General features: G+C 73.3%; 15 protein-coding genes. 7 read left to right on the forward strand and 8 right to left on the reverse strand.

What is annotated here, in order from left to right; translation table 11 throughout:
- The first annotated feature begins 122 nt into the window (after positions 1-122).
- Complete coding sequence (locus C229_RS0124155; protein WP_018657693.1) at positions 123-1,484, forward strand: condensation domain-containing protein; 1,362 nt, start codon at positions 123-125, stop codon at positions 1,482-1,484.
- Here the strand turns inward: C229_RS0124155 and C229_RS0124160 are convergent.
- Positions 1,473-3,047 (reverse strand): GMC family oxidoreductase, encoded by a 1,575-nt coding sequence (locus C229_RS0124160; RefSeq protein ID WP_018657694.1) that lies wholly within the window; start codon positions 3,045-3,047, stop codon positions 1,473-1,475. The two genes, C229_RS0124155 and C229_RS0124160, sit on opposite strands and share 12 nt — an antisense overlap.
- A complete protein-coding gene (locus tag C229_RS0124165) occupies positions 3,044-4,414 on the reverse strand; it encodes an aminotransferase family protein (RefSeq protein WP_018657695.1) in 1,371 nt (456 codons plus the stop codon). The genes C229_RS0124160 and C229_RS0124165 overlap by 4 nt, the downstream gene beginning before the upstream one ends.
- 192 nt (positions 4,415-4,606) lie before the next feature.
- Between C229_RS0124165 and C229_RS0124170 the strand changes: the two genes are divergently transcribed.
- Positions 4,607-6,145, forward strand: a complete 1,539-nt coding sequence (locus C229_RS0124170) for a class I SAM-dependent methyltransferase (RefSeq protein ID WP_018657696.1) — start codon at positions 4,607-4,609, stop codon at positions 6,143-6,145.
- 75 nt (positions 6,146-6,220) lie between these two features.
- On the opposite strand, the gene C229_RS0124175 is transcribed toward C229_RS0124170, so the two are convergent.
- Together C229_RS0124175 and C229_RS0124180 are read right to left on the reverse strand one after the other, a co-directional pair.
- A complete protein-coding gene (locus C229_RS0124175; protein WP_018657697.1) occupies positions 6,221-7,651 on the reverse strand; it encodes an FAD-binding oxidoreductase in 1,431 nt (476 codons plus the stop codon).
- On the reverse strand, positions 7,648-9,294 hold the full coding sequence (locus C229_RS0124180; RefSeq protein ID WP_026314123.1) for an MFS transporter: 1,647 nt from the start codon (positions 9,292-9,294) through the stop codon (positions 7,648-7,650). Before C229_RS0124180 ends, C229_RS0124175 begins: the two co-directional genes overlap by 4 nt.
- A 310-nt stretch (positions 9,295-9,604) precedes the next feature.
- Between C229_RS0124180 and C229_RS0124185 the strand changes: the two genes are divergently transcribed.
- Positions 9,605-10,822 (forward strand): class I SAM-dependent methyltransferase, encoded by a 1,218-nt coding sequence (locus C229_RS0124185; RefSeq protein ID WP_018657699.1) that lies wholly within the window; start codon positions 9,605-9,607, stop codon positions 10,820-10,822.
- Complete coding sequence (locus C229_RS0124190) at positions 10,823-11,551, forward strand: class I SAM-dependent methyltransferase (protein ID WP_018657700.1); 729 nt, start codon at positions 10,823-10,825, stop codon at positions 11,549-11,551.
- 61 nt (positions 11,552-11,612) lie between these two features.
- Here the strand turns inward: C229_RS0124190 and C229_RS0124195 are convergent, their stop codons facing one another.
- The 3 genes from C229_RS0124195 to C229_RS0124205 are packed head-to-tail and all read right to left on the reverse strand — an operon-like array spanning position 11,613 to position 15,381.
- On the reverse strand, positions 11,613-12,722 hold the full coding sequence (locus C229_RS0124195) for a DegT/DnrJ/EryC1/StrS family aminotransferase (protein ID WP_018657701.1): 1,110 nt from the start codon (positions 12,720-12,722) through the stop codon (positions 11,613-11,615).
- A gap of 7 nt (positions 12,723-12,729) precedes the next feature.
- Positions 12,730-14,058 carry a nucleotide disphospho-sugar-binding domain-containing protein gene (locus tag C229_RS0124200; RefSeq protein WP_018657702.1) on the reverse strand — a complete coding sequence of 443 codons (1,329 nt, stop codon included), beginning with the start codon at positions 14,056-14,058 and terminating at the stop codon, positions 12,730-12,732.
- A gap of 12 nt (positions 14,059-14,070) precedes the next feature.
- On the reverse strand, positions 14,071-15,381 hold the full coding sequence (locus C229_RS0124205) for an NDP-hexose 2,3-dehydratase family protein (RefSeq protein ID WP_018657703.1): 1,311 nt from the start codon (positions 15,379-15,381) through the stop codon (positions 14,071-14,073).
- 180 nt (positions 15,382-15,561) lie between these two features.
- Between C229_RS0124205 and C229_RS0124210 the strand changes: the two genes are divergently transcribed.
- Both C229_RS0124210 and C229_RS0124215 read left to right on the forward strand, forming a co-directional pair.
- Positions 15,562-16,911, forward strand: a complete 1,350-nt coding sequence (locus C229_RS0124210) for a nucleotide sugar dehydrogenase (RefSeq protein ID WP_018657704.1) — start codon at positions 15,562-15,564, stop codon at positions 16,909-16,911.
- 5 nt (positions 16,912-16,916) lie between these two features.
- Positions 16,917-17,912 (forward strand): NAD-dependent epimerase/dehydratase family protein, encoded by a 996-nt coding sequence (locus tag C229_RS0124215; protein ID WP_018657705.1) that lies wholly within the window; start codon positions 16,917-16,919, stop codon positions 17,910-17,912.
- A gap of 41 nt (positions 17,913-17,953) precedes the next feature.
- Here the strand turns inward: C229_RS0124215 and C229_RS0124220 are convergent, their stop codons facing one another.
- Positions 17,954-19,336 (reverse strand): extracellular solute-binding protein, encoded by a 1,383-nt coding sequence (locus C229_RS0124220; RefSeq protein ID WP_018657706.1) that lies wholly within the window; start codon positions 19,334-19,336, stop codon positions 17,954-17,956.
- 177 nt (positions 19,337-19,513) lie between these two features.
- On the opposite strand from C229_RS0124220, the gene C229_RS0124225 reads away from it, so the two are divergent.
- A complete protein-coding gene (locus C229_RS0124225) occupies positions 19,514-20,992 on the forward strand; it encodes an alpha/beta hydrolase (protein ID WP_051109087.1) in 1,479 nt (492 codons plus the stop codon).
- Positions 20,993-21,021 lie beyond the last annotated feature (29 nt).

Here is a 21,021-nt window from a genome sequence, read left to right on the forward strand (position 1 = left end):
GACGTTTCGCACGGCCCGCCCGTGAAGTTCGCACGGCGGGAGATGTGCGACGCACGGTCCGGGAGGGAACCTGTGTGTCGGCCTGTGTTAACGGCGAACCGAACGGTTGGGGGAGTGGTCCCATGGTGGACGGACCGACGATCACCGGAATTCCGCTGTCGTTGCAGCACGAGTTCTTCTGCGCGTTCGACTTCGGCGACGTCACCGGGGCCTTCGGCTCCCGGCACGTCGTCACCTCGACCTGGCGGGTGCGCGGCCCGCTCGACGTGGCCGTGCTCCAGGAGGCCCTGGACGACCTGGTCGAGCGGCACGAGATGCTCCGCACCTCGATCGCCCGGTCCGGCGAGAACCGGGACCTGCGGGTGCATCCGCCCGTGCCGGTCGAGCTGACCGTGCACGACCTGCCGACCGGGCCCGACGACCGGCACCGGCGGGCCCAGGAGTTCCTCAACGAGGTCGAGGCCGGGCACTACCCGGTGGGCGAGCTGCCGCACCTGCGCGCCGCCCTCGGCCGGTTCGCCGACGGCGACGCGGTGCTCGTCCTCGTCGTCCACCACATCGCCGGCGACGGCTGGTCGATGCGGCTGCTGCTGCGCGACCTGTCGGTGCGCTACGCCGTCCGGCGCGGGCTGCCCGCCCCCGAGCTGCCGCCCGCCCGCCAGTACCGCGAGTACGCCGAGAGCGTCCCGGAGCTGCTGGACGGGCCCGCCGTGCGGGCGTCGCGCGCCTACTGGCGCTCGAAGCTGGCGGGCGCGCGGATGGCCGCGCTGACCGCCGAGCGGGTGCCCGACCCGGGCGGCGCCGCCGTCTTCGCCGACCACCGCTACCTCATCGACGCGCCCACGACGCAGGGCGTGCTCCGGCTGGCCCGATCGCTGCGCAGCACGCCGTTCATGATCCTGCTCAGCGCCTACGTGCTGCTGCTGCGCGACCACACCGGCGACGACGACGTCACCGCGTCGACGTTCAGCTCCGGCCGCGCCGACCCGCGCTTCCGCGACACGGTCGGGCCGTTCCTCAACTTCCTGCCGCTGCGCGTCAACCTGCGCGGCTGCCGGACGTTCCGCGACGTCGTCACGCTCGTCCGGACCACGTGCCTGGAGGCGTACCAGCACGACATCCCGTTCACGCTCATCGAGGCCGAGGCGCCCGGCCTGATGGACCCCGCCGAGCTGCCCGACCGGCACATCGTGGCGTTCGAGGTGCTTCAGTTCCCGCCCGCCGCCGAGGACGGCCCGGTCGGCGGCCTGGAGTACGAGGAGCTGCGCGAGCGCACCCTCCCGGCCGAGCTGAGCTGCGACATCCCCGACGGCGGGCTGTGGGCGATGGACCTGCTCCCCTCCGGCGCGACCGGCGGCAGCCTGAAGTTCGACGCGCGCGCGTTCGACGCCGCCACCATGTGGAACCTGGTGGCGGCGTACGAACGCGTCCTGCGCTCCGCCGTGGCGGACCCCGAGGGCCTGCCGGACGTCTCAGCCCGCTGACGGCCGGGCCGCGCGGCCGCGGACCAGGTCCGCGGCCCGCTCGGCGATCGCGGTGATCGGCGCGTTGGTGTTGCCCCGGACCAGCGCGGGCATCACCGACGCGTCCACCACCCGCAGCCCCTCGACGCCGCGCACGCGCAGCTCGTCGTCCAGGACGTCGCCTATGGCGCACGTCCCGGCCGGGTGGAACAGCGTCTGGGTGTTGCGGACCGCGAAGTCGCGCAGGTCCTCCTCCGACGTGGACTCCGGCGTCAGGTACGCCTTCTCGGTGTAGGGGGCCAGCGCCTCCTGCCGGGCGATCTCCAGCCCGATCCGCAGCCCCTCGGTCATCGTGCGCAGGTCGGCGTCGTCGGTGTAGTACGCGTGCCGGATGCGCGGCTTGGCCGTGGGGTCGCCGGACGCGAGCGTCACGTCGCCGCGGCTGCGCGGCGCCAGGACGCACGGCCCGAACGACAGCGCGTGCTCGGTCGGCGCCGACAGCCCGCCGTTCAGCAGCATCAGCGGCGACGCGTGGAACTGCACGTCCGGGACGTCCAGATCGGGACGGGTGCGGGCGAACCCGCCCGCCTCCGGCACGTTGGAGGTCAGCGGGCCCGCCTGCTCCTCCTCGTACAGCCGCAGCGCCTCCGGCTCGCTCGCGGCCAGCAGGCTGACCGGCTGGGAGTGGGTGTACACCAGGTTCACCGCCGGGTGGTCCTGGAGGTTGCGGCCCACGCCCGGCAGGTCGGCGGTCACCGTGATGTCCAGCGCGCGCAGCTCGTCGGCGGGGCCGACGCCCGACAGCAGCAGGAGCTGCGGCGAGTTGTAGGCGCCCGCGCTCAGCAGCACCTCGCGTTCGGCCCGCACCTCGACGCGCTCGTCCAGCCGCTCCCCGACGACGCCCCGGGCCCGGCCCTGCTCCAGCAGCACCCGGTGCACCTGCACGTTGGTGAGGACCGTCAGGTTCGGACGGTCCAGCGCCGGGTGCAGGAACGCGACGGCGTTGCTGCACCGGCGGCCGTCGCGCTGGGTGAGCTGGTAGAGGCCGAACCCGTCCATCCCGGCGCCGTTGAAGTCGGCGTTCGCGGCGTGCCCCGCCTGGACGGCGGCGGTGACGAACGCCGCCGAGATCGGGTTCCGCGACCGGCCCTCGGAGACGCTGAGCGGGCCGCCGGTCGCGTGGTGCTCCGACGCGCCCCGCTCGTTGTCCTCCGACCGCAGGAAGTAGGGCAGCAGGTCGTCGAAGCCCCAGCCGGGACGGCCCCAGCCGTCGTAGTCCGAGCGGTGACCCCGGATGTAGACCATGCCGTTCAGCGCCGTCGTCCCGCCCAGCACCCGGCCGCGCGGCAGGTACAGCCGGCGGCCGTTCAGGACGGGTTCGTCGTGGGTGTCGTAGTCCCAGTCGAGCCGGGTGCGGAACAGGCGTCCCGCGCCCAGCGGCAGGTGGATGTCGGGGTGGGTGTCGGCGGGCCCGGCCTCGATGAGGCAGACGCGCACGTCCGGGTCCTCGCTGAGCCGGGCGGCCAGCACGCAGCCCGCCGACCCCGCCCCGACGATCACGTAGTCGTAGGGGGCGTCGCTCACCGCAGCGTCCCGTCGGCGTTCAGCCGGCCGAGGACCTCGGCGATGGCCTGGGCCGCCGCGACGACCTGCGCCCGCTCGATGACCAGCGGCGGCGACAGCACCAGCGTGGGGCCGTAGTCGCGCAGCAGCACCCGGTGCCGGTCGCGCAGCTCGGTCGACACGTTCGGGCCCATGATCGGCTCCCGCGTCGCCTTGTCGACGACCAGCTCGACGCCCGCCGTGGCGCCCTCGACGCGGATGTCGCCCACGCAGTCCAGCTCCAGCAGCGGCGTCAGCTCCTCGCGCAGCCACTCGCCGACGAGCGCGGACCGCTCGACCAGGCCCTCCTTCTCGATCAGGTCCAGGTTGGCCAGCGCGACGGCGCAGGAGACCGGGTGCCCCGAGTAGGTGTAGCCGTGGAACAGGTAGGCGTCCTCACCGGCGGCGACCTCGGCGATGTCGTCGCGCATCAGGACGGCGCCGAGCGGCGCGTATCCGCTGGTCAGGCCCTTCGCGGTGACGATCATGTCGGGCTTCATGCCGCGCTCGGTGGAGTCGAACCAGTGCCCGGTCCGGCCGAACGCGGTGACGACCTCGTCCGCGATGAGCAGGATGCCGTGCTTGGAGAGCAGTTCGCGCACCCGGGGCCAGTAGTCGTCGGGCGGGGCGATGACGCCGGCGCCGCCCATGACCGGCTCACCGATCATCGCCGCGATCTTGCCGGGGCCGATCCGCTCGATCGTCTCCTCCAGCTCGCGCAGCAGCAGGTCGGTCGGGTCGCCCTCGCCCAGCATGTCCGGGACGCGGTAGGCGTAGGCCGGGCTCACCTTCTCCACGTTGGGCAGGTGCGGGCCGATGCCGTCGTGCATCCCGGGGAAGCCGGTGGCGGTGCCGCTGCCGAAGTTGGCGCCGTGGTAGGCGTAGTGCCGGGAGATGAACCAGGTGCGCTCGGGCTGGCCGGTGCGGTGGTGGTAGATCCGGGCGAACTTCATCGCCGACTCGACGGCCTCGGACCCGCCGCAGGCGAAGAACGCCCGCTCCAGGTGGTCGGGCGCCATCGACACGAGCCGTTCGGCGAGCGCCACGACCTTGTCGTTGGAGAAGTTGAAGAAGCAGGAGAAGTAGCCCAGCCGGCCCGCCTGCTCGCCCGCCGCCGCGGCCAGCTCGGCGCGGCCGTGCCCGACCTGCGCGATCCAGTTGCCGCCGCCGGAGACGTCGAGGAACTCGACGCCGTTGGCGTCCCACACCACCGAACCCTCGCCGCGGACGATCACGAAACGGTCCTTGACGGCGCCGCTCTGGTGGGGGTGGACGAGATGCCGCACGTCCAGCCGCTCCAATTCCTCGCCGGACTTGCCGATCGTCGCGGAGGTCTGTGTCTCGGTCACCTTCGACTCCTCTTCTGCCGCACTGAAGACATGCTCGAATCCAGCGTCACAAGGAAGAATTCGCGCGACATCTCTCGCGTTGCGGAGAATCGCTTTCCACGGGCTCGGGAGTTCTCGCACCCACGGAGAAGTGATACGCCGGTCGGATGTGCACAGTGGGACCGAAGATCTGTCGATCGAGAGGGAACGGCCATGACGGTCTCACACGTGCCGCACACGGTCACGGAACTGGTCGGCGCGTTCACCGGCGCGCCGCCCGCCCGGCTCGCGGACGACCTGCCCACGCTCATCACCGCCGTCTGGGAGTCCGGGACCGCGGGCGAGCACGCCGTGCCCGTCGCGCGCGGGATCGTCGAGGGTCTGGACGGGGCGGGCCCCGAGCGGCTGCCGTTCGCGGCCGTCCTGCTCGGTCTCCTCATCGAGGCCCGCCCGGCCGCGACGGCCGACGCGGTCACCGCCCTGGTCGCCGCGCACGCCGACGCGCTGCTGGACCGGTGGCGGCGCGAACCCGCCGAGAGCCCCGCCTCGCTCGCGCTGCTCTACCTGCTGGCGCACCTGCCCGCCGAACGCGAACGGGTGCTGGCCGCCGCCGACGCGATCGGCGTGGACCCGGGCGACCGGTCCCGCCTCGACCGCGCGCTGGACACCCTGGACCCGGCCGCGCCCGTCCTCGGCCGGGCGTTCCCGTCCCCGGCCGCCTGGGACCTGGACGACGACGAGCAGGCGTTCGACCAGTCCTGGATCGACGCGCTCGGCCCCGACGACATCGCCCGGCACTGGGACAACGACACCGAGACCGTCCTCGGCCACCTCGGCGCCAAGGCGTACTGGGCCGTCCGCAACGGCGCCCCCGTGCCGGTCGTCGTCGACTCGGTCCCGCCGCGCTCGCCCCGGCCGCCCAAGGCCGGAACCGAGCTGTTCACCCGGCACGCGTCGGCGTTCCGCTGCCCCGACTGCGGCAGCCCGCTCGCGTTCGCGGGCGCCACCGCCCGCTGCACCCGCGACGGACGCGCCTACGCCGTCGACGGCGGCATCCTCGACCTCACCGCCGCCGTCGGCGACGGTCCCGACCGCGGCGCCGACTTCCTGTTCAAGCTCGCGGAGATCCCCACCATGGGGTTCTTCTACGAGGCGCACGCCCGCCCCAACTTCCTGCGGCTGTGCGGGTCCAACTGGGGCGGTGCGGTGACGCCCGCCGACGAGGACGCCTACATCTCCGAGCACGTCCGGCCCGTCGAGGGGCCGGTGCTGGACGTCGCCGCCGGAGCGGGCCGCTGGACGCGGGTGCTGGCCGACGCCGTCGGCCCGGACCGCGTCGTCGCGCTCGACCTGGCGCTGCCGATGCTCGCGACGCTGCGCGGGCGGCTGCCCGCGCTGCCCGCCGTGCTGTCCAGCGCGGCCCGCCTCCCGTTCGCTGACGCGTCCCTGGGCGCGGCCCTGTGCTGGAACGCGCTCCAGGCGTTCCCGCACGACGCGGCGGCGACCGTCGCGGAGGTCGGCCGCTGCCTGCGCCCCGGCGGCACCTTCTCCCTGCTCACCTTCCGCAACTCCGAGGACCCCGTCTACCGGTACTTCGTCGGCCGCCACCACTTCCCGCAGCACGCCGACGGCCTGCACCTGTTCGAGCGCGACCAGGTGGACGGCTGGCTCGACCGGGCCGGTCTCGTCGTCGAGGACGACGGCGGCCCCGGCACCTTCGTCATCATCACCGCCCGCCGCCCGGCCCGCTGAGGCCGCCCGGAACGATGACCGGCCCCGCACCCCCGGAGGGGTGCGGGGCCGGTCACCGCGGGTCTCGGGTCGCCGTCAGTCGACGGCGCGGGCGAACCGGAAGAACCCCTCGGGGTCGTACTGCTCGCGGACCTGCGTCAGCCGCTCCCAGTTCTCCGCGTAGTACGCGGTCTTCCAGTCCTCCAGGTCGGGGTCGATGAAGTTCTGGTAGCTCTCCCCGAGCGACCCGGGGTCGAGCCGGCCGAACCCGCCCGCCAGCCACGTCTTCGCGGCCGTGACGTCCTCGCCGGTGAAGTTCTCGTCGGTCAGCGAGACGCCGAACCCGGCGAGGATCTGCGTGGTGCGGTGCACGTACGCGGTCGCGGTGCGGTCGGGCTCGTTGGCCACGCCGCCGAACGCGTCCACGTACATCAGGCGGAACTGGTGCTCGGGCCGCCCGGACGCGAACTGGTCGAGCAGGTCACCGATCTGCGCGGCCGGCAGCGTCCGGTCGAACATGCGGTTGCGGTGCTGGAAGAAGTTCTCCCGGGGCAGCGCCGCCTCGGGCGAGTAGCCGACCCGGTAGCACTGGTCGGCCTCCAGGTCCTGGCAGAGGAACGTCTCCATCATCGCCGCGTAGAACGACTTGTGCTCCACGCCGCGGAACAGCGGCTTGACGCCGACCTCCGCGACGAGCGCGTCCAGCAGGGCGTCCAGGTCCTCCACGGACCCGAGCCAGCTCCCGTGCACGTCCACCTGCGGGCCCGGCCGCTCGGGGTCGCCGTCGGTGACGGTGATCCCGGCGCCCAGCTCGACCGGCGCGCCGAGCGCCCACGGCTGCCAGACCTCCAGCAGCCGCGCCGCCGCGTCGTACGGCCACGACAGCGCGTACATCACCATCGACGTCAGCTCGACCGGCCGGACCTCGTACTCGGTGACGACGCCGAAGTTGCCGCCGCCGTTGCCCTGGAGCGCCCAGAACAGGTCGGGGTGCTCGTCGGGGGAGGCCCGCACGGCGCGGCCGTCGGGCAGGACGACGGTCGCCGCGACGAGCCGGTCGCTGCCCAGCCCGTAGCGCCGGGTCAGCCAGCCCATGCCGCCGCCCTGGAGGAACCCGCCGATCGCGACGTTCGGGCAGGCGCCCGCGACGACGGCGACGCCGTGCGGGTCGAGGGTGCGCAGCAGGTCGACGGACTGGGTGCCCGCCCCGACCACCACGTTGCCGTTCTCGCGGCGGATGTGGTTGATCCGCGACACGTCCAGCACCAGGCCCTCGGTAGAGGAGTAGCCGCCGTAGCTGTGCCCGCCGCTGCGCGGCACCGTCGGCAGCGCGTGCGTGCCGCCGAACGCGAGCACCTCGGCCACGTCGGCGGGCGACGCGCAGTACGCCACCGCCTGCGGTCGGATGTCGTCGTACTGGCGCAGCGCGGACTGCCGGGCCCGCTCGTAGTCGGCGTCGCCGGGCAGGACGAGCGCGCCGGACAGCGTCCGGCGCAGCGCGTCCCAGTCGGTGGGCGAGAGTGTCACGGCTGGGCTCCGGTGCGGTCGGACGCGGGACCGGCGGTCTCGGCGGGCGGGACGTCGGCGTCGGCGGCGACGGCGGCCGGAGCGGCCGGGTCGGCGGCCGCGCCCTCGGCCTCCTTCTCGCCCGTCGGCGGCTCGTGCCGGAGACCGGCGATGGCGAGGACGGTCAGCCCGACCGCGATGCCGACGCTGACCCAGGCGGCGGAGTTGAGCGCCGCCGCCAGCGCGTCGTGCGCGGCGTTGATGAGCTGCGCCGCCTGCGCGCCCGCGTCCTGCGCCACCGACGCGGCGCCCGGTGCGCTCTCGCGCGCCGTCGCGGCGACGTCGCCGGGCAGACCGGCCGGGATGGTCTCGTCCATCTGGTGCCGGTAGACGGCGGTGCCGACGACGCCCATGAGCGCGATGCCCATCGCGATGCCGAACTCGGCCGCCGTCTCGTTGACCGCCGCCGCCGTGCCGGACTTCTCCACCGGCACCGAGCCGAGCGCGAGGCTCGCGCTGAGCCCGGCCGCCGGGCCGATGCCGGCCGCGACCGCGACGAGCCCGCTGACCAGCAGGGCCAGGTCGCCGTCGCCGCCGACCTGGGTGATGAGCAGGTAGCCGAAGGCCACGATGACCAGCCCGGCCGCCATCACGTACGCGGGCCGGATCTTGGCCGCGATCAGCGGGCCGACCATGAGGCTGACGAGCGTGGTGAGGCCGGACGGCAGCATCCACAGCGCGGCCTGGATCGGCGGCAGCTCCTGGACGAGCTGGAGGTACAGGTACACGAACAGGTGCGCACCGGCGAGCAGCCCCGCGAAGGCGGACATCGTCACCGAGGAGCTGAGCGTGCGGATGCGGAACAGCGAGAGGTCGAGCAGCGGGTGGGCGAGCGTGCGCTGGCGCTGGAGGAAGAGCACGGCCAGCACCGCGCCGACGATCATCGCGATCGTCGGGAACAGGACGAAGCCGTCGCGGGAGACCTCCTTGAGGCCGTACACGATGCCGATGACGGCGCCGAGCGAGAGCGCGACGCTGGTCGGGTCGATCGGCCCGGCGTCGGGGTCCTTGTACTCCGGCAGGGTGCGCGGCCCGACGATCAGCAGCAGCACCATGATCGGGACGCCGAGCAGGAAGACCGAGCCCCACCAGAAGAACTCCAGCATGACGCCGCCGATGACCGGCCCGAACGTCGTGCCGCCGAGGAAGCAGCCCATCCACACGCCGATGGCCATGGCGTGCTGCTTGGGGTCGCGGAACATGTTGCTGATCAGCGTGAGCGTGGACGGCATCAGCGTGCTGCCCGCGATGCCGAGCAGGACGCGCGTCACGATGAGCATCTCGGCGGTCTGCGAGTAGGCCGCCAGGATCGAGGCGACCGAGAACGCCGCCGCGCCGATGAGCAGCAGGCGGCGGCGGCCGATGCGGTCACCGATGCGGCCCATCGTGATGAGCAGGCCGGCGACCATGAAGCCGTAGATGTCGGTGATCCACAGTTGCTGCACGGCACTGGCGTCGAGATCGGCCGCCAGGTGGGGCAGCGCCATGTAGAGCACGCTCATGTCAAGGGCGAGCAGGAGGGTCGGCAGGGCCAGCACCGCCAACCCGATGTACTCCCGCCGGCCTGCGCGTGGTGCAGCGGAACCGGCTGCGGGGACGTCCATGGGTGCTCCTCTCTGGAACGGGGCGAACGCCGGGACGCCGCCGCGCTGCGCGAAGATCCGCCTCCGTGTCTACGCCGGTGCGCGGAGCCGCGCTTCTCTCGTCATGCGGCTCCGGTCGCGGACGCGATCACGGTCTAACAAATATGCTTGTACGTAAAAAACATCTTGTCAAGAGCGGCGCGACAGGGGTCGCGCCGCCGAGCAACCCCGGAGATGCGCGGGCCGTCGCGGCGTCGGAAGCTGGGCCCGCGGGTCGGCCCCGCCGCGCGGACGGCGCGGCCGACGAGACCACGGAGAAAGGGTGTGCCGCGTGACCGGATGCCGGATCTGCGGAGGCGCCGTCGAGGAGTTCCTCGACCTCGGCCGACAGCCCCTTTCGGACGCGTTCCGGCGTCCGGACGACGACGCGGAGGAGTTCTTCTACCGGCTCGCGGTCGGCCAGTGCGGCGACTGCACGATGGTGCAGTTGATGGAGGAGGTTCCGCGCGAGCGGATGTTCCACGAGGACTACCCGTACCACTCGTCGGGCTCGGCGGTGATGCGCGAGCACTTCACCCGCACGGCCCTCGGCTTCCTCGGCACCGAGCTGGACCACGACGACGCGTTCATGGTCGAGATCGGCTGCAACGACGGGGTGCTGCTACGCACCGTCGCTGACGCGGGCGTGCGGCACCTGGGCTTCGAGCCGTCCGGCGGCGTCGCCGCGCTCGCCGCCGCCGCCGGGGTGCGGGTGCGCACCGAGTTCTTCGAGGAGGAGACGGCCGCGGCCGTCCGCGCCGCCGAGGGGCCCGCCGACGTCATCTTCGCGGCCAACACCATCTGCCACATCCCCTACCTGGACTCGGTGCTGCGCGGCGCCGACGCCCTGCTCGGCCCCGACGGCGTCTTCGTCTTCGAGGACCCGTACTGGGGCGACATCGTCGCCAAGACCTCCTTCGACCAGATCTACGACGAGCACTTCTACCTGTTCACCGTCCGGTCGGTGTCGGAGCTGGCCGAGCGGTTCGGGTTCGCGCTCGTCGACATCGAACGGCTGCCCGTCCACGGCGGCGAGATCCGCTACACGCTCGCCCGCGCCGGGGCCCGCACGCCCTCGCCCGCGGTCGCCGAGGCGCGCGCCGCCGAGGACGCGCGGCGGCTGACCGCCCCGGACGTGCTCACCGGCTTCGCCACGTCGGTCGCGGCGATCCGCGACGACCTGGTCGCGCTGCTGCGCACGCTGCGCGCCGAGGGACGCACCGTCGCCGCCTACGGCGCCACGGCCAAGAGCGCCACCGTCGCCAACTACTGCGGCATCGGGCCCGACCTGGTCTCCTACGTCTGCGACACGACCCCGGCCAAGCAGCACCGCGTCACGCCAGGGATGCACATCCCCGTCGAGCCGCCGGAGACGTTCGCCGGGAGCTACCCCGACTACGCGCTGCTGTTCGCCTGGAACCACGCCGAGGAGATCATGGCCAAGGAGGAGGGCTTCCGGGCCTCCGGCGGCAAGTGGATCGGGTACGTGCCCGACGTCAGGGTGAGCTGAGTGCGCGGCGTCTCCCCGATCTACTCGCGGGCGGAGATCTACGACGCGGTGTACCGGGGCCGGGGCCGGGACTACCGCGCCGACTCCGCCCGGCTCACCGCCCTGGTCCGCGAACGCAACCCCGCCGCGTCGTCGCTGCTCGACGTCGCCTGCGGCACCGGCGCGAACCTCGCGCACTTCGCCGCCGACTTCCCCGACGTCGCCGGCGTCGACCTGGCGCCCGACATGCTGCGCGTCGCGCGGGAACGGCTGCCCGGCGCGCTGCTGCACGAGGGCGACATGCGCTCGTTCGAGCTGGGCCGCCGCTTCGACGCCGTCACCTGCCTGTTCAGCTCGATCGGCTACGTGGACGACCTGGCGCAGCTCACCGCCGCCCTGGAACGCTGCGTCGCCCACCTCAACCCCGGCGGCGTCATGCTCATCGAGCCGTGGCACTTCACCGAGAACGCGCTGTCCGGGCACGTCACGGGCGACACCGTCGCGGTGGACGGGCGCACCATCTCCCGGATGTCGCACACCGTCCGGGAGGGGGACGGGCACCGGATGACCGTGCACTACCTCGTCGCGGACGCCGCGTCCGGCATCGACCACTTCACCGACCTGCACATGCTCGCGCTGTTCAGCCGCGCCGAGTACGAGCGCGCGTTCACCGACGCGGGCGCGGCCCGGCTGGAGTTCCTGGACACCGGGCCGGGACGGCCGGGGCTGTTCGTCGCCGTCCGGCCCTGAGACGACCGGAACCGGCCGGGACCTCGCGCGAGGTCCCGGCCGGTTCCGGTCGCGGGGGGTCTCAGCCGCGCGCGAGGATGTCGCGCAGCGTCGAGATCACCTTGTCCTGGAGCCCCGGGTCGAGCGTGGGGTACATCGGCAGCGAGAAGATCTCGTCCGCCGCCGACTCGGTCTCGGGGAAGTCGCCCGTCCCGTAGCCGAGGTGGGCGAAGCCGGTCATCGTGTGCACCGGCCACGGGTAGCTGATGTTGAAGTGGAAGTCGTGGCCGCGCAGCGCCTCCATCACCGCGTCGCGCTGCGGGTGGCGGACCACGTAGACGTAGTAGACGTGGTCGTTGCCCTCGGCCGGGCCGGGCAGCAGCAGCCCGGTGTCGCCGAGGCCCTCCTCGTACCGGCGGGCGACGGCGCGGCGCGCGGCGATGTAGTCGTCCAGGCGGCCGAGCTTGCGGCGCAGGATCTCGGCGTGGACCTCGTCCAGCCGGGCGTTGTGGCCCGGGGTCTCCACGACGTAGTAGCGCTCCTCCATGCCGTAGTAGCGCAGCCGCCGCAGGTTCTCCTCGACGGTGTCGTCGGCGGTGACGACCGCGCCCGCGTCGCCGTAGGCGCCGAGCACCTTGGTCGGGTAGAACGAGAACGCGCCCGCGTCGCCGGTCGTCCCGGCGAGCCGGCCGTGCCGCCGGGCGCCGTGCGCCTGGGCGCAGTCCTCCAGCACCTTCAGCCCGTGCTGTTCGGCGAGGCGTTGCAGCGGCGCGAGGTCCACGCACTGCCCGTACAGGTGCACCGGCAGCAGGCAGCGCGTCCGCTCGGTGATCGCGGCGGCGACCTGCGCGGTGTCCATCAGGTACGTCTCGGGGTCGATGTCCACGAAGACGGGCCGCGCGCCCACGCCGTCGATCGCCAGGACGGTCGGCGCCGCGGTGTTCGACACCGTGATGACCTCGTCGCCGGGTCCGACCCCGATCGCCTGGAGCGCCAGCTTCACCGCGTTGGTGCCGTTGTCGACCCCCACGCAGTGCCCGATCCCGTGGTAGGCGGCGAACTCGGTCTCGAAGCCGCGCACGCTCTCCCCGAGGATGAGCCGGCCGGAACGGAAGACCGTGTCGACCGCGTCGAGGATGTCCTCTCTCTCGTTCTCGTACTCGCCCACGTAGTCCCATACGAGTGTCGGCATCGGCCCCTCACCCTTCCGTCGCGGTCAGCTTCTCGAGTTCGACGGCGATGTCGGCGGGGCCCGGACGGCTCCGCCACTCGCGCTGGAGTTCCAGCGCCGCCGCCCGGTGCGACGGGTCACCGAGCACCTTGGCGATCGTGGCGCGGATCTCCGTCACCGAGTCCGTCTGGTGGTTGAGCGCGGCGCCGGCGCCGCGCTCGGCGATGTAGCCCGACAGCCACGAGTCGGTGTCGCGGTCGGCGTTGGTCACCGAGATGGCGTCGCCCTCGCCGCTGAAGATCTGCCGCAGCTTCTCGTCGGTGTGGAACACGAGTTGCGGGACGCCCGCCGCGATCGACGACAGGAACGCGCCGCTGGAACCGTGGTGCACCACCGCCGAGCACGTCGGCAGGAGCTGCGACAGCGGCACGTACTCCACGACGCGGACGTTGTCCGGCAGCCGGGGCACCTGCTTGAGCTGCTCCTCGTCGCAGGTGGCGATCACCTCGACGTCCAGCTCCCCGAGCGCCTCCAGCACCTTGGTCAGCCGAGGGTCGCCGCCGCGCTGCCACAGCCGGACCGACAGCCCGAGCGTCACCGCGACGCGCGGCTTGGCCGGGGGCGTGTGCAGCCACTCGGGCTTGACGGCGCCGCCGTTGTAGGTGATCCAGCGGACGGGCAGCGTGTCGGGGCCGGGGGTGAGGCTGCGCGCGGGCGGCAGCGGGTCCAGCGAGCGGGCGCCGAGCACCAGGTCGTCGTCGAGCGGCACCCCGTACCGTTCCGCGACCGGGCGCAGCGCCTCCAGCAGCGGTTCGCCGCCGAGCGCGTCGGTCTCCGGCCCGCCCCGCTCGGCCAGGACCTTGTGCGCCCAGCCGCTGTAGTCCGGCCCGATGAGGATGCGCGCGTGCGGCGCCCCGCACGCGCGCGCCACGATGCCGCCGAGCGGGAACCAGGCGTCCCACAGCACCAGGTCGGGCTTCCATTTCCGCGCGAACTCGATCAGGCCGTCGATGTCGGCGCGCGGTTCGCGCTGGAGGAAGAACCGGGCGTTGAACGCGTAGTACTGGTAGTAGGTGTCCCACCAGTCCTGCTCGTCCTCGTTCAGGCCGAGCACCTCGGTGTACCGCTGTCGCTTCTCCTGGTCGGGGAGCAGCCCGAGGCGCTTCCAGTTCGCCAGCGACAGCGGGGTCGGCTCGCCGAACGACACCGCCGGGAGCCCGGCGGCCACCGCGTCGGCGTCCCCGCCGGGCATCGTGCCGAACACGACCTCGTGCCCGGCGAGCTGGAACGCCTGCGCGTACGGGACGGCGATGTACAGGTGGGCGGGATGGGGGACCGATGCGATCAGGACGCGCATCTCGGGGCTCCTTCAGGAGTCGTTCTCGGTGAGCGGTGAACGGGACAGCAGGAAGAGCAGGCTGCGGTTCTCGATGGTCACGTAGTAGCTGTGCCGCTGGAGGTCCGCGAGCTGCCGGGGCGTGATCCACAGGTAGTCGTCCGGCACCGCGACCGGGAAGTCGTCGCCGACCTCCGCGACGACGTAGCGGGTGCGGCCGTGCAGGAAGCGCCCGCCCTCCTCCGACTGGACGACGTCGTAGTGCAGCGTCGCGCGCTCGGGCCGCACGTGCTCCAGGAAGTCCGGCTCGGGGTCGCCGGCGCCGGGCGTCCAGCGGACGGTCGGTCCCATCTCCACGGTGTCGCGGTGCCCCGGCTGCACCTCGGCGTGCACCAGCACGTGCCGGACGCCGCCGATGTCGCGGACCAGCAGCGCCGCCAGGCCGACGCCGCGCGGGGCCAGCAGCGGCTGGCACCAGGCCGTCACCTCGCGGGTCTGCGCGTGGACCCGGACGCCGACGATGTCGAAGCCGCCGCCGTTCTCGGGCGCGATGCGCGCGCCGTCGGCGCGCCACCCGGGCAGCGCCGTGACGGGGGCGGGCCGCACCCGCATCCGGTAGGCGGCCTTGCGCCCGGTGAACCAGCTCTGGATCTCCTCGGGCGTGTGCAGCGCCCGTTCCCCGCCCGGCGCGGGGGCGGCGACGGCCGACAGGCAGGCCAGCACGGTCCGGGAGTCCATGTTGATGACGTCCGGGCGGCGCAGCAGCCGGTGCACCTGCTCCAGTGTCACCCAGCAGAAGTCGTCGTGCTCGGGCACGTCGCCGTCGACCTCGACGACGACGTTGCGGTTGCGCTTCTGGTGGAACCAGGCGCCCTGCTCGCATTGGAGCACGTCCACCAGGACCCGGCCGCGCTCGGGCTCGGTGAAGAACTCGACGTAGGGCGCGCGCGGCCCCCGGTGCACGCGCGTGTAGTTGCTGGACGTCGCCTGCACGGTGGGGGAGAGCTGCACCACGTCGGTGTTGCCCGGCTCCATCTTCGCCTGGAGCAGGAAGTGCCGGACCCCGCCGAACGTACGCGCGATGATTCCCAGAATGGCGATGTCGGACTGGATCAGAATCGGCTGCCACCACTCGCGGACGGCGCCGTGGTCGGTCTCCACGTGAATTCCGCCGACGGTGAAGAAGCGTCCGGTGCGGTGCTCGAAAGAGCCGTTCTCGGGAACGTAGCCCCAGTGCTCGACCTCGGCCAGCGGAATGCGCGTCACGCCGAAGGGGCGCTCCCGTTTCGCGGTGAGCCAGTCGGTGAGCGCCACGTCGTCGCCCGGGTCAAAGCGGTGCGTCATCGGTCCCCTTCCGCGGACGGCTCCGACTCATGGTTCCGCCGGGCGCCGCGCGGACGCATCTCCGAGAATGCGGTGGCCGCATTCGACCGCTTTCGAGGGCATCGCCGAAGATGCGCGGTCGCGCGGGCCGGGGACACGCTGACGGTGGTCCATAACACTTCTTCGGCAGATGGGCGGCACATGCGTTTCTTCTCCGACCGCGAACGGATCTCCGTCGCGGTCATCGGGCTCGGATATGTGGGATCGACGGTCGCGGCGGTGCTGGCCGACGGCGACGTCGACGTGGTGGGCATCGACATCGACCCGGAGGTGGTCGCGCGGCTGAACGAACGGCGGGTGCACTTCAGCGAACCCGGGCTTCCGGAGCTGCTGAACGCGGCGCTGGACTCGAGGCGGCTGCGCGCCACGACGGGTTTCGACGACGTCGGTACGGTCGACGTCGTGATCATCGCGGTGAACACCCCGGTCCGCGAGGGCGGGCTGGTGGACGTCTACCTCAGCAGCGCCTGCGCCGAGGTGGGACGCCGGCTGCGCCCCGGGCAGCTCGTCATCCTCAAGAGCACGGTCCCGCCCGGGGTCTCCCGGTCGCTGGCCGTGCCGGTGCTGGAGAGCGGCGGGCTGCGCGCGGGCGAGGACTTCGGCGTCGTGTTCTGCCCCGAACGCCTCTCGGAGGGCCAGGCCCTGCACGAGCTGCGCACGTTCCCGATCGCGATCGGCGGGCACGACCCCGACGCCGCCGCCGCGGCGGCGGCGTTCTGGCGGCGGACGCTCGGCGCCGAGGTGCTGCCGTGCGGATCGCTGGAGGCCGCCGAGATGGTCAAGCTCGCCAACAACTGGTGGATCGACCACAACATCGCCATGGCCAACGAACTCGCCAAGCTCTGCGGCGTCCTGGACGTCGACGTCCTGGAGGTCATCGCGGCGGCCAACACCATGCGCAAGAACAGCGGCAACGTCAACATCCTGCTGCCCGGCGTCGGCGTCGGCGGCTCCTGCCTCACCAAGGACCCGTGGATGGTGTGGCAGGCGGGACGCGACCACGACATCGACCTGCGCACGGTGCCCGTCGCCCGCGAGGTCAACGACACCATGCCCGGCTACACCGCCGACCTCGTCGCCCGGGAACTGGCCCTGCTGGACCGGCCGCTGGCCGGGGCGCGCATCGCCGTCCTCGGCGTCGCGTTCAAGAACAACACCGGCGACCTGCGCGCCACGCCGACCCTCCCGGTCGTCGCGGCGCTGCGCGACGGCGGCGCCGACGTCGTCCTGCACGACCCGCTCGCCGAGCCCGGCGAGGTCGCCAAGCTGTTCGGGCAGACGCCCGTGCCCGACGTCCGGGACGCGCTGGCGGGCGCGGACTGTATCGCGGTGCTGGCCCGGCACGACGTCTTCGACGAGCTGGACTTCGCCGAGCTGCGCCCGCACGTGGCCGAGCACTGCGTCGTGATCGACGGCCGGGCGCACTACCCGGCGGCGACCGTCGAACGGCTCCGGGGGCTCGGCTACGCCTACCGGGGCATCGGGCGGTGAGCGGCGTGACGAGCGGCACGAAGGTCGCGGTCACCGGCGGCTGCGGGTTCCTCGGCAGCCACCTGGTGGACGCGCTCGCGGCGCGCGGCCACGAGATCACCGTGCTCGACGGCGGCTCCCCGCCGCCCGACCAGAAGACCGACGGCGTCCACTACGTCCCGGCCGACGTGCGCGACCCCGCCGACGTCACGGCGGGACTGCCCGACGACGTCGAGGTCGTCTACCACCTCGCCGCCGTCGTCGGCGTCGACCGGTACCTGGACCGGCCGCTGGACGTCATCGACATCAACCTGCTCGGCACCCGCAACGTCCTGGAGCGGGCGTCGCGGACCGGCGCGCGCGTCGTCGTCGCCAGCACCAGCGAGGTCTTCGGGAAGAACCCGGCCGTGCCGTGGGCCGAGGACGCCGACCGCGTCCTCGGCTCCACCTCGGTGGACCGCTGGTGCTACTCCTCCAGCAAGGCCCTGGCCGAGCACCTGGTGTTCGGCTACGTGCGGGAGAAGGGGCTGAACGCCTCGATCGTCCGGTACTTCAACGTCTACGGCCCGCGTCAGCGGCCCGCGTTCGTGGTGAGCCGGGGCGTGCACCGGGCGCTGAACGGCCTGCCGCCGGTGCTCTACGACGACGGCGGCCAGACGCGCTGCTTCACCTACGTCCAGGACGCGATCGACGCGACGATCGCCGTGGCCGGGCATCCGGCGGCGACGGGCGAGGCGTTCAACGTCGGCAGCCACACCGAGACCTCGGTCGGCGAGGTGACGGCCCTCATCGCGGAACTGACGGGCGCCGCGCCGCCCGCGCCGGTCGCGACCGCCGACGCGCTCGGCGCCCGCTACCAGGACCTGCGCCGCCGCATTCCGGACACCCGCAAGATCGGTGAGCGGGTCGGCTGGACGTGCTCGACGGACCTGCGCGACGGCCTGGCCCACACGATCGACTGGGCCCGGCGCAACCCGTGGTGGCTGGCCCAGGACGACAGCGGCCTGTCGGCCCCCGGCTGAAGCGGAGGACGGCCCCGGCGAGCCCGGGGCCGTCCTCTCGCTCAGCGCCGCTCGGCGCGCGCGACGTCGTCCATGTCGGCGCCCGAGTACGCCTTGGCGTCGGTGAAGAACTCCACCCGCAACGTCTCGGCGCCGCCCGGGAAGACGCCCGGAGCACCGGCGTTGTAGGCGTCCAGCAGGCGCTGCGCCTCCCGCGTCGCGGCGGCGAAGCTCGCCCCGACGTCGGCGCGGCCGGCCAGGACGTCGGCCATCGCGCGGGTCATGACGTCCTGGATGCCCGCGAAGTCGCCGTACACCGCGCCGCGCGACGGCGGCCCGGCGAGCATGTCGCTCGGCACCCGGTGGTGCGGGTTCGCGGCGAACCAGCCGTCCTCGTCCAGCAGCGCGTACGCCGCGTGCGTGAGCGGCAGGAAGCTGTTGTCCCGGTGCCGGTCCGCCGCGATGCGCGGGCCGTGCACGTACTGGAGGAACGCCAGCGCGCCCTCGCGGACGGGCTCGTCGAGGCCGTCGGCGAGCCACAGCGAGCTGCCCGCGACCGCGTTCCCCGCGTACGGCCGCCGGTCGTCGTAGGGGTAGGGGCCGACGGCGAGGCCGAAGCCCGAACCGCCCGCCGCCTGGACGGTGTAGTTGACGTCGTTGGACGAGCTGAGCCGCAGCCCGGTGCGCCGCTCGGCGAACGCCTGGAACGTCTGCTGCCAGTCGGGGATGCCGCCGGTGTCCAGGTAGTGGCCCGCGCCGTGCATCTCCTGCCACCAGGTCGCCCAGGCGAGCATCTCGGGCGTCGCGAGGTCGATGGCCGTGGCCCGCCCCGTCCGGCCGTTGCCGTGGTCGGTGAGCGCCCCGCCCGCCGACGCGACGGCCTGCTGGAAGAACATCCCGTGGTTCGACCACGTGACGCCGTGCTCCGGACCGCCGGGACGCGCGGCCAGCGCCTCGCACGCCGCCCGCACCTCCGCCCAGGTGCGCGGCATCTCCGCGACGCCGGCCGCCTCCAGCGCGTCGGTGTTCCCGTACAGGACGCTGGTCGTCCCGACCGACGGCATCGACAGCAGCTCGCCGCCGAAGGTGTAGTAGTCGCGCAGCGCCGGGATCACGTCGTCCGCGACGACGGGCTCCCCGAGCACCTCGGTCCGTCCGCCGAGCGCCTTCTCCAGCGAGGCGTACAGGGGCGCGCCGTCGGGCGTGCGCATGTCGCGCGCCACCTGGTTCAGATAGAAGTAGTACTCGGCCACCGCCGGGACGCGGCCGTCCGCGACCGCCGCCGCGATCTCGCGCGGCGCGGTGAAGAAGCCGAGCGCGGTGATCGCGACGGTGTACTCGGGATGGCGCTCCTCGAACTCGGCCGCCCGGGCGGCCCACCAGTCCATGTAGCCGGGGAACGTGAGGTCGACGACCCAGACGTCCAGAACGGTCTTGCTCTGCACGGCGTCACTCCTGTCCGTGGATGGGGGGAACCGCACATCGGATGCTTCCGCCTCCCCGGACCCGGGCGCATCTCCGCTCGTGCCGAGCCGCCACCGTCGCATGGCGGGAGATGCGCGCCGTCCGCACGGCGGTGAGAGTGGGACACGCCCACCGTCTCCTCCACGCGGACGTGATCCATGCGCGCATTCCGGAAATCCCCCCGCCGAATCCCCCCGCTGCTGCTCGTCGCGGCGGTGACGGCCGCCCTGCTGCCCACCGCCGCCCCGGCCGCCGCCGGGCCGCCGCCCGGCGCGGCGCCGGTCGCGCCGCCCGTCTGGCGCGCCTGCCCCGACCTCGGCGAGCCCGCGCCCGGCCTGCGGTGCGCGACGCTCCGCGTGCCGCTCGACCACGCCCGGCCGTCCGGCCCCACGATCGACTTCGCCGTCTCGATGCTGCCCGCGACGTCGCGCAAGCTGCGCCGGGGCGTGCTCGTGCTGGAGCCGGGCGGCACCGACCGCTCCGAACTGGCGCTGCCCGCGCGGCTCGCCGCGCAGGGCATGCCCGCGAGCGTCCGGGAACGCTACGACCTCATCGGCTTCGACCCGCGCGGCATCGGCCGCAGCAGCCCGGTGACCTGCGACCTGCGGCCCGGCCAGGACCTCAGCATCCCGGCGTCGCAGGCGGCGTCCGGCCCGGCGGCCGTCGCGCGCCGCGCCGCCGAGCTGCGCGTCATCGCCCGCCAGTGCGGCGCGTCCGCGACCGGCGCGCAACTGCCGCACCAGTCGACCGCCAACGTGGCACGCGACGTGGACCGGCTGCGCGTCGCGCTGGGCGAGCGCAAGATCTCCTACCTCGGCTACTCCTACGGCACCTACGTCGGCGCCGTCTACGCCACGCTGTTCCCCCACCGCACCGACCGCGTCGTCCTGGACAGCGTCGTCGGCCCCGGCGGCATGGACCACACGTGGTCGCGGCGGCTCGGCCGCGGCGTCGAGGACCGCTTCCCCGACTTCGCCCGCTGGGCGGCGGCGCGGCACGCCGAGTACGGGCTCGGCCGCACGCCCGCGCAGGTCCGCGCCTCGTTCCACCGGATCGCCGCCAAGCTGGAGCGCCGCCCGGCCGGGGGCTATGACGGGCCGGGGTTCCGGTACCTCACGTTCAGCTCGCTGTTCGCCGACGCGATCTTCCCCGACCTGGCCCGGACGTGGAGCGAACTCGACCGGGGCACCGCCGCCGAGCCGCCGCCCTCGACCGGCGTCATGGACTTCTCCGGGCTCATCTCGCTGGCCTGCAACGACGGGAACTGGCGCCGCGACGTCGGGTACTACCAGCGCGCCGTCGCGCTGGACCGCCTCCGGTACCCGATCTTCGGGGCGTCCGGCGCGAACCTGTGGCCGTGCGCGTTCTGGCCGGTCCAGCGGGCGGAGCCGCCGGTGCGGATCGGCCAGAACGGCCCGTCCAACGTCCTGCTGGTGTCGAACCTGCGCGATCCGGGCACGCCCTATGTGGGAGCGACGGCGATGCGCCGGGCGCTCGGCGCGCGGGCACGGCTGGTCAGCGTCGACCAGGGCGGGCACCTGGTCTACCTCTACGGGGTCAGCGCCTGCGCCGACGCGATCGTCACCCGGTTCCTGGTGACGGGGGAGCGTCCCCGGACGGACGTGCGCTGCGCCTGACGGCGCGGTACCGCCATTGACAAGAACCT

Origin of the sequence: Actinomadura flavalba DSM 45200 (genome assembly GCF_000374305.1) — a bacterium.
Lineage (GTDB): Bacteria > Actinomycetota > Actinomycetes > Streptosporangiales > Streptosporangiaceae > Spirillospora > Spirillospora flavalba.

Excerpts from the sequence above, each read along its gene's own strand:
- C229_RS0124155 (WP_018657693.1), top strand. The coding sequence starts at position 123 with ATGGTGGACGGACCGACGATCACCGGAATTCCGCTGTCGTTGCAGCAC.
- C229_RS0124170 (WP_018657696.1), top strand. The coding sequence starts at position 4,607 with ATGACGGTCTCACACGTGCCGCACACGGTCACGGAACTGGTCGGCGCG.
- C229_RS0124180 (WP_026314123.1), bottom strand. The coding sequence starts at position 9,294 with ATGGACGTCCCCGCAGCCGGTTCCGCTGCACCACGCGCAGGCCGGCGG.
- C229_RS0124195 (WP_018657701.1), bottom strand. The coding sequence starts at position 12,722 with ATGCCGACACTCGTATGGGACTACGTGGGCGAGTACGAGAACGAGAGA.
- C229_RS0124200 (WP_018657702.1), bottom strand. The coding sequence starts at position 14,058 with ATGCGCGTCCTGATCGCATCGGTCCCCCATCCCGCCCACCTGTACATC.
- C229_RS0124205 (WP_018657703.1), bottom strand. The coding sequence starts at position 15,381 with ATGACGCACCGCTTTGACCCGGGCGACGACGTGGCGCTCACCGACTGG.
- C229_RS0124210 (WP_018657704.1), top strand. The coding sequence starts at position 15,562 with ATGCGTTTCTTCTCCGACCGCGAACGGATCTCCGTCGCGGTCATCGGG.
- C229_RS0124225 (WP_051109087.1), top strand. The coding sequence starts at position 19,514 with ATGCGCGCATTCCGGAAATCCCCCCGCCGAATCCCCCCGCTGCTGCTC.